Source organism: Paraburkholderia tropica, assembly GCF_900109265.1.
Classification (GTDB): Bacteria; Pseudomonadota; Gammaproteobacteria; order Burkholderiales; family Burkholderiaceae; genus Paraburkholderia; species Paraburkholderia tropica.
This window is the reverse complement of record NZ_FNZM01000045.1, coordinates 1-17987: the sequence shown is the minus strand read 5'-3', so window position 1 is coordinate 17987 and position 17987 is coordinate 1. Positions and strand designations below refer to the sequence as shown.

The window sequence follows — 17987 nt, the reverse complement described above, 5'->3', positions numbered from 1 at the left end:
CACGTCGTAAAGCGCCTCTTCCATCGCTGGGTCCGAAAGCCCAAACCACTGCTGCATGAAGTGGATCTGCAGCATCGTCGCAACCGGAAACGGCGGCCTTCCGGTCTTACCCTTCGGATAGTGCGGTTCGATCAACGCAATCAACCTCGACCATGGCACCACGCGCATCATCTCATCGAGAAATTCCCGCTTGCGCGTGCGTTTCGTCGAAAGATCCAGACCAAGACCGAGTTGTGTCATCGACGAACTCCTTGAACTTGTCTATCTTCCAGGATAGGCAAACCAGTCTTCAATGCCAGGACTTTTGCAGACCTTCCCTAACACCCTGACAGTATTTTACAGCTTCACCCAGCCGCCCATCGCATCCCGGTCATCGCGCGAAAAACACCCCGCTCGTACAGTGAGCGCCATCTGGGTTGTCCGCGATGCCCGCTACTGCTCGAAGATTCGGGCTTCGCCCCTGCCGGGGCTACTCGCGGCCAGCCAAAACATCTGGCAGCCCCGGCTTCAGCATTCCACCGGGGATCACTCCCAGACCAGTTGCGAGCCAATTCTGATAGGTTAAAGCTGCGGTACTGAAACCTGCACAGAAGTATGCAATCTTTGAGCAAGTGAGATTACCACTGGCGAGGTTTAATGGCCGACTCGGACGTTGTCAAATCGACGCCTGGATTTCACGGTACTCGGCAGCGCATAACCACTGCCTGATTCTGGCACGGCAGACGACTCGTCCGGAATTGAGCGGCTGCACAAGATCCATCATCGCAAAGGATTCGAGATGACGCAGCTCGTACATCATCCGGCGTACCTCTTCGTCATGTTGATCGTGTTGCTCTCTATGGCGGCCGCGCTCGGGGCAATTGGTCTGAAACGTGCCATTCCGCTTTCGGATGACGCGCGCGACAACTACACCGTAGTGCAGGGCGCGACGCTCACGCTGCTCGCGCTTCTGATTGGATTTACGCTCTCGATGGCGGTGAGCCGATACGATCAGCGCAAGAACTTTGAGGAAGATGAAGCGAACGCCATCGGCACCCAGTACCTGCGCGTAGAACTGCTTGGAGAATCACGAGCCACGACGATAAAGGCGCTTCTGCGTGACTATGTGCAACTGCGCATCGAATACTACAAGACGCGCGACCCACGCGAACTTGAAATCATCAATGCGAAGACCGCTGAACTACAGGGTCAGTTGTGGACTGGCGTACGCGAACCGGCGATCGCGCAACCCACTCCGATCGCGGCGCTCACCGTAAGCGGCATGAATGATGTAATCAACACACAGGGCTATACGCAGGCGGCGTGGATGAACCGCATTCCGGTTTCGGCATGGACGCTCATGATTGCGATCGCGTTTTTCAGCAACCTGATGCAGGGGTATGGCGCACGCGGCGCGACCGGGCGACGCGTATTGCTGTTCGTATTACCCATCACGGTCTCGCTCTCTCTTTCACTTATTGCGGATATCGACAGTCCCCGAGGCGGGCTCATCCGCGTGGTTCCGCAGAACCTCATCAGTCTGCAGCAGTCGCTTCCGGCGAGCTGACAGCAAGTCCGGTGAACGATGCTCCGTGGCACCCAACAATGGGAAGCAGCCAATGGCTTCCTGACAAACGGAAAGGTTGCTCCGGGTCGTCAGCCGGCCGCCCCGCTTCGATGCCGCCTTGTCTCCCCCTCCAAGCACATCGAGCCGTGGCCGCTCATAAATGACTTTCCGCTACCCCCGAACTCGTCTGCGGTCGCAGATCGAGGCTTGGCTCGAAGCGCTGCGGCACACTCGCGGTCGCCTAACGGTCGCTGCCCGAGATGGGGAGTCAGCAGGTCGCTGATTAGAAGGGAAATTTATATCGGGCCGAAACGCAAAGCCTCACCAGGCCTAGCGTGGGCTAACCGGAAAATTGCGCCGAAATCAAAGGGATACCAATGACGGCGTCAACAATCTCGTCGCCGATGTCTCCGGCGAGGAGAAGCTGCATTTATGTTAAATAGTATGTCGTCCTAACTACGGCGACGGTCTATGCGAGGCGCCTCGCACGCGAGCGGGACTTTGCATTGGTCACCATGTTCAAGACCTTGCAGTCGGGACACCACCGTCCCTTGTTGCGAACATTGTCGAAATTGGCGTTCCAGACGTGGCCCCGGTGGCACCGCCAGGTCAAATGCGTCCGAGCGTTGACGTACGACTGCGATAGACACGCGCCTCCTCGCTCACGCGCCACCGCCTGGGCCTCCTCTATCGAGCAGCGCTGGCTATCAACGGCGCATCGCTTACACCATCGGCCTGCCAGAACCGCGCTCCCCTTGCCAGACCATTCGTGTCCCTTTGCACAACGAAATCGGTACGTTCGCGCGGTACCGATGAATGTCTCGTCGAGGCACACTCCGCCGAGCGCCTCGGCATGTGACTTGAGCCGCGCGAGCCCGTCGCTTAGAAGGAGGGACTTGCCCGCGTGGGCTTCCGCACAAGTCGGGCACCATGCGCCCCTGAACACCGACTGCGCCGAGGTTACCCAGCGATGCCCGTGTGCGCACAAAAACCGATGCCTGCCGTGATAGCCAGCGTATCGCTTCGAAACGCAACTTCCCTCGCGGGCGTGAGCGGCTTGTTGCAGTCGCGCGAGCCCGTCTGCGGCTAGCAAGGCGTCGTGGTGGCAACGGCGGCACCAGCTCGACGTATAAAGAACCGTCCCCGCGAGTGCCGTCCACGAATGGCCGCGTGCGCATTTGAACCGGTGGCGCACAGCGGTCCCGAGAAACCGCGGAGACAAGCACATACCGCCGCGGGCTTTTGCGGCCGCCTGGAGCCGCTCCAGGCCGTCCGCGAGCAGTTTCCTCGGACGTGGGCACTTCGGGCACCAGGCACCGCGTTGTAAGACTGCTGAGCCAGACCTTTCAAAGATGTGCCCCGCGCCACACTCAAATCGATATGCGCGCACCATCCCCATATACGAGACAGAGAGACACTTCCCCCTTCGTTCTCGTGCGGTGGCGTTCAGCCGCTCAAGTCCGCCAGGAAGCAGATCGCCGGGTAGCGGCCCCGACTCGCGCTTGCACGCAGCGCAAGCTGCGCCCCGCAGCAGCACCTGTCCACCGCACGTCCATTCATGGCCCTGCGAGCAACGAAGCCGATACCTGTGGGCCGTCCCGCGCCACGGAGAGTCCAGCCATGTGAGACCCGCTCGTGCCGTCTCTGCGTGCCCGCGCGCTGTTATGTCTTCGGTCGCGCACTGCTGGCAACCTGGTACGCGCTGGCGGATGAGATTGCGCGGCGCTACCACGGTTGTGTGCCCGCGAGTACACGTGAACGGCTGTGCAGTCCACATGCCTTCCCACGCTTCGCCAGCAAACACCAGCGCGTGCCGCTGCATGGCTCGCGCAAGCGCCGAGCTGGGCACCCGTACGGGAAGCCGGCGTGACGGCGGAGGCACCGGTGGCGTGTGCTTCATCGCAGGTCTTCAGTTATAGCACCGGAACGGCGCCCGGAATGAGTTGACCGCGCGCCAGCTCTGCGCCATTCGCCTCCGATACGATCACGACCTGTACGAAGCTATGCGCGGGGGCATACCGCACGAAAACGCTCTCAAGCACTCGCGCGAAAATGGCGATCGGCGTCCCGGCCATCCCTTGCTCGTCAACGGTTAGCCGCACACGCAGGCCCCGCGCCATCCGCGACTGAGGCTTCTCGACGATCCACTCCATCGCGGTTTCCCGTGACAGCCCGACTATCGCGTCGATTTGGTCCTCGTTTGTCTGACCACGGCTTGGGACATGGGCTGCAAGCAACGACTTCAGCGCCGGCAAGCCACTCTGATCGAGGCTGAACGGCCCAGCAGAAAGGTTCTGAATGACCGACCAGTACTGATTCTTTGGCGCCAAACGCGCGGTGGCATCGCTCGGCCGCCGCAGCAGGCTCACCCGAGCAACGACGCTTCGGTCAGCAAGGGTGAAGTCGCCATCTCGATGTCCCCACTGCATCGAGCCAGGCCCGACACCGTTGGTGCAAAGCAGCGTCGCATCAATCTGCTCGTCGCGCCGCGGCTCCGCTGTTTCTCCACGTGCCGTCACAAATTCAAGCTGGCACCCGCCACCTGCGACGACAGCCCCGTGGCCGCCTGGTCGTGAAGCAAGCCAATACAGCACCTCCCGCCGGTCCGTAGAACTCGAGAGTCCAACACTGTGGTCGAGCGAGTGGAAAGGCTTCACGCCGCGTGTGATCGCCGCGCCGTCGCCGTCCCGTGTTAGCCGTACGCTTTGCACAGCCCAGACCTCGGCGCCTTGTGGATTCACCGTTTGCGCGATTAACGGGAAAGCGGAAACCGTCGAGTCCTTCAGCGCGATCGGCTCGGCCGCACACGGGAACAGATTCACGACCGGCGTACATCGCAACCTGAAAGCCGACGCCGACACCGTCGCCAGTGCGATCGCTGGCGGCGAATCGGGGTGAAGACCGGAAACCGGCACGTGAATGGACAGCCGCCTGTTGACGCTGCGCCCCGCGAGAAGCTGGCCAAGTCGGAAATCAAGAAAGTGAAACTTTTCTGGATACGCGAAGTACTCAAGCAGAAGTCGGTACGAGGACGCGGCGCCCAGGTCGACAACTGCTTCGCGCTCGCCGAAACCAACCGGAGAAATTGGAACGGTATCGAGCGCAGTCCAGCGCCCGCTGGCATCAACTTCCACAAAGGCTTGTTTGCCGCGGTGAACGAGAGCATCGATCACCGCAGCAGCCGCGGATTCCTGCGCGTCAATAAAGACCCGGACGTCCCCGCGCCCGGCATTCGCGAAATCAACCGCACCGGACGGCACCGCGAAGCTGATTGAGAATACGCCGCTCGTCCCTTCGGGCAACCGGACGTTACTGGGCACGGCGGAAGGGATCTGGTACGCAGCGTCGTCGATGTACAGCGCCGACACCGTCGTGTCATAGACCGTCCTGAAACCGTACTCACCCGCGCGCGTCGTGAGGTGGGTGCCGCGTGGCATAACCGCCGGCGACGCAAGCCGCTCAACCGCAGTACTGGCTTCGAAACAGGCGATCGAGCACGACGGAAATGGTCGCAGGAATTCCGGATAAAGCACCTCGAGCAACGGAGCCGTGAAGTCAGGAATATCGTCTTCCAGACGTTCGCGCACGCGCGCATTGAGGAGCGCCGCAGACTGGATCATCCGCTCGACGTGCATATCCTCCGAGTGCTCACCCTGCATCGAGAGGCGCCCGGCCGCACGTGAATTACGTGCGGTGAATTCTGCCAGGCCACGCCGCAAAAACTGCAGTTCGCGTTCGTAACTCGATTTGAGATCTGACATCAACCGCCCCAATCTGAGTGGTTCGCTCTTGTATCGCTGCATCAGTGTCGCGACCGGAGTGATTCGCCCGGTCCGCGGACGCGCCGGGCACATACAGGCCTATCAGCCTAGGCCGGACGTCGACACCGACGAAATGAGCGTTGCGCCACATGAAATCTTGTGCCCGTCAAAAGCCACGGCCCGGCCGTCTACGAGGACCGACTGATCGCCCTCGATAATGACGCAATCATTGTGGCCAGACTGCGGACATGTGCACCGGTCGCCAACGCATGCGACCGCGCGGCCCATCACCGTCGAACCGTCGCGGCCGGTTACAACCTTGCCACCGTGGCTCGTCGAGTCACCTATGCGGATAACGCCACGCAACTCAGCCTCCCATGTTTTGCAGTCAGGCGAACCACACTAAACAAGACCGCATGGCATCCGCCCAACGCCACTCACCCACGCCGTGATTACCCAGCCTGCTGCCCCGCTGACCATGACCGCCACAACCACGACCCGTATTCCCGGCCTGATCGGCGACCATTTAGCTATAGCTACCACCGCCACGACGTATGCTGCTGCGACCAGGGCGAGCCAGCCGGGTGCGCTCTCTATGGACTGGATCGGAACGACAACGATCCAGAATAGCGCCCACAGCAGAGAGCGGCCAACTCCGCCATCACAATAGGCAACAGAGCTACCGATAAGCCCTGCCAAACCCATTGCAATCAGAACCACCCCCACGGTGACGATGGCGGCTAGACCGCCCCGACTACGGCCACCTACTTCTCCTGCGGGGCCATGCTGCTTCGTATTGTCGATCGATTCGTTCATCTGTAAAGAAAAGGGTTTTCGCCCCGCGTCCTGCGGTTCTGCTTGATTTGAGCGTCAGTCGGTGGCGTGACTCCCACGATTTCGGCCTGTCCGCCGGTGCGATCGACGACCGCACTGGATTTGCCGTCCTGATACCCGGCTATTAGAGCCAGCGCGATTTGCACTACGCCCGAGCTGACCCCAGTGTTGCCAATCCGGTATCCTACGTCAAACCCCTCCGCCACGCTGCCGGTCGAAGGCGCATCTGCCTCCGCGCCCAACGCTTGAGTCAACGGGATCACCCACTCTCGGTCACCCGTCGTGTCGAAGAAGATTCGCCGCGGGGCGGTCGCTTCGTGGCCTTGTGCCACAACACGCGACCATCCATCCCGGAGCGCGGTGACCTGATCTTTTTCTCGCAGCGCATGATCATGTTCGTCGGTCAGCCGCACACGCACGGGACGATCGATGTAGCCGAGGACTGGAGACTCGTCGAATTGCCTGACTTGCCAGTCTGTCCAACGAACTGGGGTCCACGCATTGGGCGCAAACTCGCCGGGCCCCTTGTTCTCGGTATGCTTCAAAAGCTCGGGGACCCGCGAGCGCCACCACGCCGCGCTCATCGTGTGAGGTGAGACCCCTTCCTGGCCACGAGCCGTCAATTCGGCCTCGTGATGCGCGTCGAATGCTTCTCTTTCGTCCCAATAGAAATTCCAGAGCTTCACCAGGTCGTATTGAGTCTCCCTTGTGTCTACACCTTCCGGCTTCGTGACAATTGATGGCCTGAGCCTGTCGATTGCGTGCGGCCGCGAGACCAGCAACGCCACGTTGCTGTCAAAAACAGCAGGCACTGCCGCACCATCTGGTATCAGACCCGACCCTGGCTTCTCCAGCAGTTTCCGCGTGACCATGCCGTCTGTGCAGAAGATCAGCGCGAATGGGGCGTCTGGGTTGGCGTCGAAGAACTTAAACACGTCTGCAAGCGACGGGCCGGAACCGTTAACCGCCTTTTCGATAACGAACAGGTTGAACGGCAGGCTACCCTCCTGTCGGGCGTAATTCACCGAGAACGCCGCGCCCATCAGGTTCTCGGGATGTTGGGGCGGCCCATATACAAAAACCGGCAGTGGCGTGTACTCCACCGCCTCTCCCGCGCCAAGCTTAAGAGCGAGCCCGCGGGCCAGCTTAGACATCGCCGACCTGTCTGTCCACGTGGAGGGATAGGCTGAAGGCGAGCGCGAAAGGAAAGACTCGTGCGTGGCGTTCTTTTTTTCGATGTGACTCCAGATTTCCGTCTGCGCCCACTGATCAATCGTAATACCAACCCCATGCACTTCCAGTTTATCCAGGGGAGTATTCGGCGAAGAGTCGGCGCCCAAACCCGCACGCCCGTTCTGCGTCGCAGCGGTAGAATCCGCGGCCGCCGCTTTTTGCCCACCAAAAGGCCAAACCATAAGCGCCACCATCAAAAAGAAAAACAACAAAACAGATCGGCAGTCGAACGCACGTCCACCACATGTGGCAAGCGGCATCATCGCGCGAGGCCGCTGAAATCCATATTAAACGGGGGAGTCACCGGCTTTTCGGGATTCTCATTCTGGTCCATCGTCTGGCTAACTACGAGCGATGGAATGCCCGAAGATAGGACCGACTTTGGAAACTCGCCCGAGCTGTAGTAGTCGCACGCCTCCTTGAGGAAAGTGCGAGCGCCGTCGGACAACTTTTGAAACTTAGGAAGCGAGGATATCGTCGTGTAGTCAATCTTCCAATCGGCCATCGCAAGCCATACGGCCTGCCAGTCTTTGCTGTCCAACGTCGTCGCCTGGCCGATCGCCACGTCCATCGCGGTTCCGAATCGATGATTCCAGGGGTCGCGCAGAATGGCCGAATGATAAGAATTTCCTGTTAGGACTCCAGATGGATCGTTCTTTGCCAACGCGGCTGGATCTTGGGACATGCGGGCACGCGCCTCGTTCGGCGTTTCCTCCCGCCACGCGCTTATCCCGGCAAACGCACCGCCCAAACCGCCGCCATTAGCTCGAAATTCAACGCTGCGCGTCTGGTCATCCAGCGCTTTACCCGCATTGAACTGTGACTTGAGAGAATCGGCTGTGGCATCTCCCGAAGCGGGCAGCTGCTTCCACAACAAGTTCGCGTTCGAATTGCCGAGCGCGAGATCCTGTGTCACGGCGTCAGGAGCTTCCTTGCCACTACCGACTACCGCCTCGCCGCCATGGAGCCTCGGTGCAAACGCCGGTTTGAGTTCATCCCCGTTGATAAAGCGCGACCCAACATCCGGAACGTCCATTTGGTGGGGTTTTGTGCCCACCAAAGGCTGGTTACCCTTGTTATCGGCTTTGATCCACACACGCTGATAGAACCGCAGCTCTTTGAGTGCATTCATCGCTGCATATGTGTTCGTCGTGCTTTGGGGCCTGGTATGATTACCATCCCAGAAATATTCCTTGCCTTCAACAGTATCGGCCACGCCGTACGTCCCAACTCCCTGAACCGTCTGAAGCGCGACCGTTTTGTCATTTGGATTCCAATATAGGTAGACTCGCCCTCGATTATCGCGCTCGTCAAAGACCGTGAACTTTCCGTTCTGGTCGGGCCGAGTTCCACTTGTCGGGGACCACTTGTGACCAGCGCGGCCGCCCGACTTTCCACTACTGAAGACGAGGTCAGTCAAAGCCGGCAGCGTGTACGGCGTCTTGGTGCTTGCGGCCACGATATTGACCAAGGTCTGGAGACGCGCCTGGACCGTCTGAATCGGCGCGCCATTCTGAGCTAGGTAATTGTAGAAAGCAGCTTCGGTGAGCGCATATGGACTATCGACGAGAATCAGACAGTCCGCGCAACGCTTTCCAGCGTCATGCAACATTGCCTGGGCGAGCAGCGAAATCACGGTTCCCTGACTGTGAGCCATCACAGTGATCGTCTCGTCCGCCGCGATTCTGCGGATTTCTGAAATAAGCGTCGCCATCCGCTTGGCAGCGAGAACCTGATAGTGTCGCTCCGGGCTCTGGCCCGAAAACTGGTAATCGTTCATCAGGTGGAACTGCATTAGGCGACGCGTAGCGCGCGTGGACATGAACCCAGCGCCATACATATCCGGGATGTTCGTGGTTGCATTGTTGAACATACCGCCTGCCTTGGCAAAGTGAGCATCAAGGCGATTACCTCGAACGTCCTGATACTGTGTTCGCAGTTTGACGGGCTTGCCGCTCTTGTCCTTGAGGATCTCTTTGTCTGACGCACGGTAGCCCCAGTAGAACGGGATGAACACCGAATGCGCGTTGCTACCGTCGCGGCCGTAAAGGTAAGTGTCCGGGTCCGCAGCGATCCGGTCCTGAAATGTGGTGGCCTGACCTTTTTTCTTCGCCGCAGTGGCCTGTTGATACAGTGCGCCGTATTCGCCCTTGACCATGTCGGGCCGGTCAAGGCGTTCATTCAGCCCCTGGCAGATACCCTCCTCCGTCGTCTCATAGTTAGCGCCCGGATCATTCACTCCGTGCGAGAAAATGACGATGCCCGGTAGGTCGTTTGGACGTGCAACCGGCCGATCACTTGCACGATTGGAGGTGGTGACACCTGCTCCCGACCCGATTACATTGCTCGTAGATGTTGTATTGCTCATGGCCGTCTCGGTCAAATATCCGGTTGCAGGATGTCAATCTTCAGGAACTTCATCGCGTCGTCCTTCACGATTTCTGTCAAGCCATTTGCGTCGGTCTTCCCTTCGATCGTCTGTCCGTCGCTCGTTGTAATCCGGTAGGCCTGGTTGGCTGCCGGCATCGGAGCTTCTGGCGTATCGCCGACATGGTGCAATCGGAAACGTTGATCGGTGGGCTGGTTGTTGAAGGCGCTCTTGGGAGCGCTTTCCGTTGCCGGGCCGCCCCACTGATGGGATGCGGATTGCAACTTGATGTCGCCGTTCGTTCCCAGCGTCACACCACCGCCGATCTTGATGAAGCTTCCGTCTTCGGCGACGAGGCGAACAGTCGGCGCCGAGAGAACAATCTCGTTCTCGTTCGTGCTTATCGCCACGCCTTTCTGCGCCGCGGCGGTCAGCGTGTCTGCCTGCGCCTGCAGGATCACGGGGCCTTCACCAGCCACCGCCTGAACCCCCTTACCGCGCGCAAAGAGTTGCATGCCCTGTCCTGCGGTCGCGTTCAGTCGCTGACCGCTCATGAGTTGCAAATGTTGCTGCGCGATCTGGTCGATGTTCTCTCCCGCATAGGTGACGTGGGTCTTGGGAGTGAGGTTTGCTGACCCCGACTGCGCGCCAAACGCCATCAATGCCTGCTCGCTGCCCTGCGTCGTACCCGACGTACCGCCCGTGCCAGTTCCCGGGCTCCAGTTCTTCAGCGCGTTCGCGACTCCCGTCTGCCCAGTGCCATCGGCAGCCACGCCACCGTGCTGTCCGGCATAGTCACCCAGCGACTTGAATAGCTCGGTACATTCAGAGAGCAGCGAGACCAGTTCGTCGCGATCCATCTGCCCACCGGCTGCCTGCGATCGCGCATAGGTCGTCAGCAGGATGCCTTGCGCTGCGCGAACGGAGGCTGCCGCATCGGTGCGCAATTCGGCACCTTCACCGCGATCGGTGCCATTACCATCGGAGCGAGGATGTGTCAGATAGCCCAGGTTCAGCTGCGAGGAAGCATGATCGCTTGCAAGTTGAGCGCTGATCTGCTGCGGCGTGTCGTCCAGACGGAGCTGGTTCGAACGCTGTCCGTTTATTTCCTGGGTGACGGTGCCGCTAAGGTAGCGATTTCCGGGGAGCGCGCCGGTGCGGCTAAACATGGCGGGCATGTTCTGGCCGTTGGGAAATACGCCTGCCACGTACATCCGGTCAGGATCGCCATTCAGGAAATCGAGCAGGACCTCCATGCCCTTCCGGGGCAAAGCGTTCTGGCCGAAGTTTGCGCCAGACCAGCTACCCAACACACGAACGGCAGCGCTGTCCGCCGGCGTGCCCTGTGTACCGGCGCCCGCGGCATGGGCATGGTCCGCTTCGTCGAGCCCCTGAATCTGCACAAAGATGCGGCCGTACTCGTCGGTGTGAACCTGCTCACCGTCAGGCACAACCACGACGCCGGTAATCGGATAGACGCGGGGAAGGTCGACGCGTGGATCGTAGACAGGCGTAAGGGGCGTACCACGCGGCACACCGGTGAACGTGTTTTCGTACCGGCTGGATTCGGAGTCGTCGCCCTGGGCGCCTCGCATGCGAGTAGCAACAGACGTTGGCGGCGTGTCAGACAGCCAACGGCTCGCAGTGAACAGCGATTGCGCGCGTGAGGAAAGCTCCTTGGGCAGGTTGTTCTCGCCGCGGTGGTGAAGCGACGTGAAGATCACCCGGCGGTCGACTTCCTCGACTTGATCCAGTTCGGGGTGCCCCGAGACCGTCACCCACGTGCCGACTTCGAGGTTTCGAACGCCACTCGCGCCGTCAATCCTGACGGCTTGCCCACCGTGAGCCATGATCCGCGCCCTGCCGAGACGCTGATTGTCGTTCGCCGAATCGGCGATGTGAGGCGCGTCGATGCGTGAGTCCGACAGCAAACGGCCAAGATCATTCCCCGCGGCGCCCTGGTCGACGCGGGTCGGCGCCTGCAGCTTGTCCATCTGGCTGGGCTTGTAATCCCAGCTCACCCGGCGCACCGAACCCGCGACCAGCTGCCGCCCCATCGAAAGAAGCGTGATGGAGTCAGACGTGCCGACGCTGGCGTCCGAGTGGTAAGGAACCGTTCCTGCCGGGCCTTGCGCCAATTTGATCACGCTGTCAAAGAGGACGAGCGTGTGAAACGGTTGTTCTGAGAGGTCAGAGCTGCCCTGTCCGCCGGCCTTGATGAACCATGAAATACCTTCGCGGCGGCAAAGACGGCGGATGAAGTCGGCATCAGATTCATCAAATTGCAGCGTCTGCTCACGGGTCGGGTATTTCGACGTGTCAATATTCGACAGATCGATGTCGAACGTGGCAGCCAGGGTAGTGCTTTTCGTGCGCCATTCACGAACCAGTATCTGAATAATGTCAAGCGCGCTTTTCGTCCGGAATATGCGCGTGTTGATACGACGCTCAAGGACCGATAGCGCGTCGCGCACGACCAACTGATACGTTGCCAACGAACCGTCAGACTCACCCTCGTGAGCATCCGTCACGATCCCGCATATAGACTGAAGGCCGCCGGTATCGGTGACCATTTGCACAGTCACCGGTTGCCCGAGAAAATTCTGGAGCGGAACGCCATTGCTCGTTGAAATACATGACAACCGCCCTTCGATACCTCCGCAAAGATCCTCGCGAATATCAAGCCTCTGCAGGAACAGCAAGCCTGCAAGGTCCGACTGGGAGTTGCGCCAGTAGAGTCGAAAGGCTCGCGTATCCTGCGACGGCAGCGCACCGATAAATACTCGCTGTAAGTTCACGTCCTTCTCCCCGGAGGAATCTCACTTATGCGATTTGATTAACTGATATTCATTGCCGGTAATCGTGCCGCATAAAACACGAGGGGCCAATAAGTCGGGCCGAAAATAGCAGCGGTTTAAGTCGCTGTCAAATTCCGTAAGATTTTATCTTTAATATTGAGTATTTATTTCCGACTTCTCCTAATTTTCCGCCAATAGGAAAAAACTGCCGCTTGAATGCGAAGCGGGTCGCCACCAGATTTTCGCTATTGCAAGTCGAAGGGCGCAAGGCCCAAGAGCGCATCGTGGATCTTGGATCCAGGCCTTTCAGCAGTACCGGCCTCCCGACTGTATTGCGGGGAACCAGCACGAGAACACTGTGGTTGTGCACGCGCATCTCGGCGTCAGTGCTGGCGTTATGACTCGCCGCGAGGCTGCAACCGCATGCGACCAATAAGCTCTTTCACCGCGCGCGTTGACATCCTGGGAGCGGCCTCGCGCCGCTGAATCACTGCATCAATAATCTCATCGCCAATGTTGGGGGCGAGAAGAAGCTGCATATCGGTCTGGCGAAGAACAGCGATCGCTCGGGGGCATTGCGTGAAATCGTTCGTACACGTCGATATATAGCCGCGCCGTCGATCGACTGACACCGTGCGCTTTCATAACGTATTCCAGGGAGCGACTTTTGGCGCGCTGGCGCGTTGCCTGGCTATCGCCGTACTTCTCGACAAAGGCGCTTGTGATGATGCGAACGTATTCGGTAAATTTGAACCCAAGCTGCATATTAGTCTGCTTCGCCTCGGCTTCCATGTGCTCTCGCTTTAACCAGCGCTCGCCGTCTACCAATGGATCTTTCGTGTCCATGTCATTCTTTCCGTGTCGGACGCACGCTCCGTAAGTCGTGCTTTAATTGGGTGAACCGAATAGCCAGGAGGCATACGGTCGGCTACGAATCTGCGCGAGCCTGAGTCCAGGGTGTCTCACCCATTGCTGTGTCAAGTTTCCAGCGCTTCCCTCGCATCAACGGCCGCGAGCGACCAGGCGCAGCAGCTCATCACGCATCGACGAAATGTCCAGCACATGCTGGGCGCGCGTGACAGCCACGTAAAGCAGCCGCATCTCGTCCTCATCAGGAAAGGGACTTCCGTCGGCGCCCCGGAATCTGAAGTCGTTTGCCACCCTCACCCGCTTCCATTCGAGCCCTTTCGCACGGTGCACCGTAGAGATCATGTAGTCGGCGTTGCGCTCCGGTGCGCACTGTTGTGCAAGCGCGCGCAGATACCCCGTTCCAACCTCGTCGACGATCTGCACGACGGGGAGCAGGTCCTGTCCGAACGGCGTGCGCGCAAATGCCTGCGCCTCCGACCAGTTCTCAAACAACGAGAAAGCTGCTGGCCGAAACGCGCGCTGTCCGGCAAGCAACTGATCAGCGCCGTCCGCGAAGGCGGTGATTTCCGCCGGACTCATCCGTATTGCTGGCCGATGACCCGACTCCAATCCAACTGCCAGTTGCCAGATCGCCGTCACGTTCTTGCGGCACAGCACGGCGTCGACCGGTGGCGCTATAGCCGGGTCTTCGACCAGGATCGAGCCGATCGCGTCCTGGCCTCGCAACGGCGTGCGCTCGCCGAGCTGCCCCAGCAGACGGCTGGCCAGTGCCGCGAAGGTTGGACCGAAGCGGAACGACTCCGTAAGCGCACATTCGGGCGCGTCGATGCGGGCCATCGCGTTCACCGCGCCGCGCCACTCGTAGATCTGCTGGTACGGGTCGCCGACGTAGATCACCTGCGCGTGGCGCTGGCGCGCGAGCACCGAAAGCATCACGCCGTCGCTGTCCTGAGCTTCGTCAAAGAGGATGAAATCTGCATCGATATGCGGCGCCGATAGCGCCCATAGCTTGAGCACGACGTCTGGAGACACGGCGCCTCCCGCGCCCGACGCCGCACTCTCACCCCAAAGCCGTCGCACATGCGGCAGGAGCCAGTTGCGCAGTCGCGCCGCGTCCGCGATGTCGATCTTCTCGTCGGCGACGATGTGCTCCATTTCGGGCTGAAGATCCGCCGAACGGCAAAATCGGCCCAGCGCGTCAGCAATCATTCGCCCCGTCTCAAAGGGCGTCAGCTCGACAGCCCTGCCGGTCACCGAGCGCACTTCCACCGGCCCGATACCGAAGCGTGAAGCGAGCATGTGTGGCGGCTCCGCCTCGAGGGCGCCTCGTCGTTTCAGCGCCGGGCTGGCCGCTGCCCACGCGTGCGCGTGCATCGTGCGCGAAAGAACATGAGCCGGAAACTTCCGCGCGGCGGCGGCCGCAATGTCCCTGTTGAACGCCAGATACATCCCCCGCCGCCCGGCGAAGCGATCCGCCACCAATTTCAGTGTCGAAGTCTTGCCAGCGCCCGCGTACGCCTTGATCTTGAGGTCCCCCCCTCGTTGCGCGGCAGCGACGGCAATCTCCTGCTCTGGGGTCGGCGTGAACGTCGCGCTCACGCCGAGCCAATCGCCATGCGCGGGTGTGCGAGCAGCGCGTCGCGCTCGGTCGCCCGTGTGGCGCCGTCGCCGTCGACGCCATCGCGCGCGTTCATCTCGGCCCAGCGAATCTGCTCGTCGATCGTCATGACGCTCAGGGCGTTGCGGATGATCTGATGCGCCGCGCGCAGCTCAAAGACCAACTGGCTTTTCTCGGCCTGAAGTCTGGCCAGCTCGATTTCGTTCGGGTCGATGGACATCGTCATTCCTCAGAATAAAAGGCGCGCCAGCATTTTCGCATGCACGTGGGCGCGACAGTATCGGCATGCTTTCTGCTCATCGCGAAGAAGCATCAGCAAAATCCCAGCACCTGCTAATCTGGATTATCGGTGCGCGGCGATCGCCAGTCGCGCCGTTCATGGAGCGCCACGCTCCGCAAGGAAATGGCCATGGCTACCGCCCGATCCATCGCCTCGCTCTCGTTGAGCTTCGGCCTCGTGTCGATTCCCGTTCGCCTCTACAGCGCGACGGAGAGTTCCGCGACAATACGATTCAACATGCTCGCGCCCGACGGTTCCCGGGTGGAGCAACAATACGTATCCAAGAGCACCGGCAAGAGGGTTGAACGCTCCGAGATGAATAAGGGGTACGAGTTCGAAAAGGGAAAATTCGTCGTTTTCACGGCAGACGAGCTGAAAGCGCTGGAAGAAAGCCCAAGCCATATTGTCGAGATTCTGGCCTTCGTGCCTGACAGAGCGGTCGATCCCATCTATTACGACAAGGCGTACTTCGTCGCCCCCGACAAGCGCGGCGCCAAGCCCTACAGCCTCCTGCAGCGCGCGCTGCTGGCCAGCGGCCGGGGTGCTCTCGCCAGCTGGAACAACAAGGGCAAGACGTACATGGTCCAGATCCGCGCGACAGACGATGGCCTCGTTTTCCAGCAGCTTTTATGGGGGGCTGAGGTTCGCTCACTCAAGGACCTGGACATCGAACACGTTCCGGTGTCGGATGCGGAGCTAAAGCTCGCGCTACAGATTATCGCGCAGGGCGAATCCGAGACATACGATCCAGAACAGTACGAGAACGTAGAACAGAAACGGGTTCTCGCCGCGATCGACGCAAAGATCGAAGGCCAGCAAATCGTCGCGCCAGCCGAAGAAGCTACGCCCGCCGGCGGCCAGGTCATCGACCTCATGGACGCCTTGCGGTTGAGCCTCACGCGCGTCGGGAAGGCAAAGCCCGCGTCAGGCAAGGCCGCAAAATCAGCAGAAGTGGCGCATCTTCCCGCAACGAAGCGCGCGCGCGCCGTCAAACGCGCAGAAGCCGCCCCGGCGGCCGCGCCCGCCAAGCGAGCGCGGAAGTGACACGCCGCCCGGCGGTCGACGGGTATACAGCCCGTGAAATTCAATCCATGTTGGGCGTATCACGGCGCGCACTGTCCAGCCTGATCGCCAGCGGACTCGTTGCCCCAGTGCGTGGCCACAGGAACGAACTCCGCTTCTCGTTCAGGGACATTGTGGTGTTGCGCACAGCCCTTAGATTGCGCACGTCAGAGATTCCGCGACGGAGAATCCTGCGCGCCCTCGCGAACCTGAAGAAGAGCCTTTCCGACGAAACCCCATTATCAGGACTCCATATCAGTTCAGTCGGCGATACCATCGCCGTGAGGAGCGGCAAAACACAGTGGGATGCGAATTCCGGCCAGCTGCTACTCGACTTCGGCGACAGCGTCACGAAAAACGCTGTAACGCCGCTGGAAGCGTCGCCCGCCCGGATCGAACAACGGACAAGACTGGCTGCGGACTGGTACGCGAAGGCCGAGCGTCTGCAAGAACGCGACCCCGCCGCGGCTGAACACGCGTATCGCCAGGTGATCAAACTATCACCGATGCCGCACTATCACGCGTACAACAACCTTGGGGCCATGCTCTCGCGCAGCGATGATCGCTGCTCTGATGCGCTGATCGTCTTCGAACAGGCCCTCAAGCATTTCAACGAGGCGGAATTGCTGCATTACAATCGCGCCGTACTGCTTGAACACGCTGGCAGACTTGACGAAGCGGCGCGCGGGTACATGCGCTGCCTCGAACTAAATCCGCACAGCGACGACGCCGCGTTCAACTGCGCTTCCGTCCTCGAGCAGCTCGGCGACAACGATGGCGCGGCGCAGGCGTATGTCCGGTGTCTCCAGATCAACCCTTCGCATAGCGAGGCGTTACGGCATCTGAATCTGTTGATGGACAAGCTCCGCGGTGATTCACGGGCGCTCATCCGACACATGAGCGCGTGGCGTCGCTCTACGGTGTGACTGTCGCTGATACGGCAAGACTCGCCGCGCATTCGCCCATGCTGCGGGTCCTGGCCTGAGACGCGGCCATGGCAAGCGTATCGCCGCTGCCTGCAAACTTCCGGTATCGACCCGAAGCGGTCCCTCGCCACGGATGTAGAGATGACCGCTTTCTGGGGCCAAACGGCCGTTGGCAGCGAGCCTGTGAATCTGACAAATGATGGTGTGTCGGCGTCAGCGCTGGATGAGTCTGTGCGCTGAGGCTAGTATTGCTCCCGCGCTTGCCGGGAGGAGTGTTCCCGACGCCAATCCGATGTAGCGACCGCTATGCAGATGCTTTGACACTAGTCCACAGCCGAGGCATGGTGATCCGTTACACAACTACAAGGGCTTCCCCGTTGAGCACAAGCGCAATCGAGGTTCGCTGTTGATACATACTGCAATGCCGCGCTGGTGCGTGTGAGAAGGTGAAGGACTGCGGTTCTACAACCGGTCATGTTGGACTAATGGTCCGGACCCTGATGAAAGACGCGCGCAGAGGCCTCATTCTCTAGCCGGGAATCAATATCCCCGTCGTGTTAGTCAGGCACGCTCCGCGCGGGTCCAACCCGCTTCACATCACCGCTGGCAGTGCAAAGTGATCGTTTATTTACTCATGATGTCGATGCCCTGTCCCGTTGCCGGTTGATCGACAAACTCGAATCGAAGTCAG

General features: G+C 60.1%; 12 protein-coding genes. 3 read left to right on the top strand and 9 right to left on the bottom strand.

The window, feature by feature from the left end:
* Positions 1-240 (bottom strand): transposase (locus BMY06_RS37470; protein ID WP_143064467.1); only part of this gene is annotated, 240 nt, incomplete at its 3' end.
* A gap of 538 nt (positions 241-778) precedes the next feature.
* Here BMY06_RS37470 and BMY06_RS37465 point away from each other — a divergent pair.
* Positions 779-1546, top strand: coding sequence for a bestrophin-like domain (locus BMY06_RS37465; RefSeq protein WP_074987842.1), 768 nt, complete (start codon positions 779-781; stop codon positions 1544-1546).
* 1913 nt (positions 1547-3459) lie between these two features.
* On the opposite strand, the gene tssF is transcribed toward BMY06_RS37465, so the two are convergent.
* The 8 genes from tssF to BMY06_RS37425 form a co-directional block, all read right to left on the bottom strand.
* On the bottom strand, positions 3460-5307 hold the full coding sequence (gene tssF, locus BMY06_RS37455) for a type VI secretion system baseplate subunit TssF (RefSeq protein ID WP_161495581.1): 1848 nt from the start codon (positions 5305-5307) through the stop codon (positions 3460-3462).
* Between the two features lie 102 nt (positions 5308-5409).
* Entirely contained in the window at positions 5410-5673 is a 264-nt protein-coding gene (locus BMY06_RS37450; protein WP_074987840.1) for a PAAR domain-containing protein, read from the bottom strand.
* Positions 5674-6119: 446 nt separating this feature from the next.
* Positions 6120-7637 (bottom strand): type VI lipase adapter Tla3 domain-containing protein, encoded by a 1518-nt coding sequence (locus BMY06_RS37445; protein WP_080180629.1) that lies wholly within the window; start codon positions 7635-7637, stop codon positions 6120-6122.
* The gene (locus BMY06_RS37440; RefSeq protein WP_080180628.1) at positions 7634-9742 is read right to left on the bottom strand and encodes a T6SS effector phospholipase Tle3 domain-containing protein; all 2109 of its coding nucleotides are present in this window, start codon (positions 9740-9742) and stop codon (positions 7634-7636) included. Before BMY06_RS37440 ends, BMY06_RS37445 begins: the two co-directional genes overlap by 4 nt.
* An 11-nt stretch (positions 9743-9753) precedes the next feature.
* Complete coding sequence (locus tag BMY06_RS37435; RefSeq protein WP_074987838.1) at positions 9754-12540, bottom strand: type VI secretion system Vgr family protein; 2787 nt, start codon at positions 12538-12540, stop codon at positions 9754-9756.
* A gap of 504 nt (positions 12541-13044) precedes the next feature.
* Positions 13045-13386 carry a hypothetical protein gene (locus BMY06_RS39385; protein WP_124263399.1) on the bottom strand — a complete coding sequence of 114 codons (342 nt, stop codon included), beginning with the start codon at positions 13384-13386 and terminating at the stop codon, positions 13045-13047.
* Positions 13387-13542: 156 nt separating this feature from the next.
* On the bottom strand, positions 13543-15009 hold the full coding sequence (locus tag BMY06_RS37430; protein ID WP_074987837.1) for a UvrD-helicase domain-containing protein: 1467 nt from the start codon (positions 15007-15009) through the stop codon (positions 13543-13545).
* Positions 15006-15248, bottom strand: coding sequence for a hypothetical protein (locus tag BMY06_RS37425; RefSeq protein ID WP_124263400.1), 243 nt, complete (start codon positions 15246-15248; stop codon positions 15006-15008). Before BMY06_RS37425 ends, BMY06_RS37430 begins: the two co-directional genes overlap by 4 nt.
* A 189-nt stretch (positions 15249-15437) precedes the next feature.
* Between BMY06_RS37425 and ku the strand changes: the two genes are divergently transcribed.
* Together ku and BMY06_RS37415 are read left to right on the top strand one after the other, a co-directional pair.
* Positions 15438-16352 carry a non-homologous end joining protein Ku gene (gene ku / locus BMY06_RS37420; protein WP_074987843.1) on the top strand — a complete coding sequence of 305 codons (915 nt, stop codon included), beginning with the start codon at positions 15438-15440 and terminating at the stop codon, positions 16350-16352.
* Positions 16349-17296 carry a tetratricopeptide repeat protein gene (locus tag BMY06_RS37415; protein ID WP_244144466.1) on the top strand — a complete coding sequence of 316 codons (948 nt, stop codon included), beginning with the start codon at positions 16349-16351 and terminating at the stop codon, positions 17294-17296. Before ku ends, BMY06_RS37415 begins: the two co-directional genes overlap by 4 nt.
* The last annotated feature ends 691 nt before the right edge of the window (positions 17297-17987 follow it).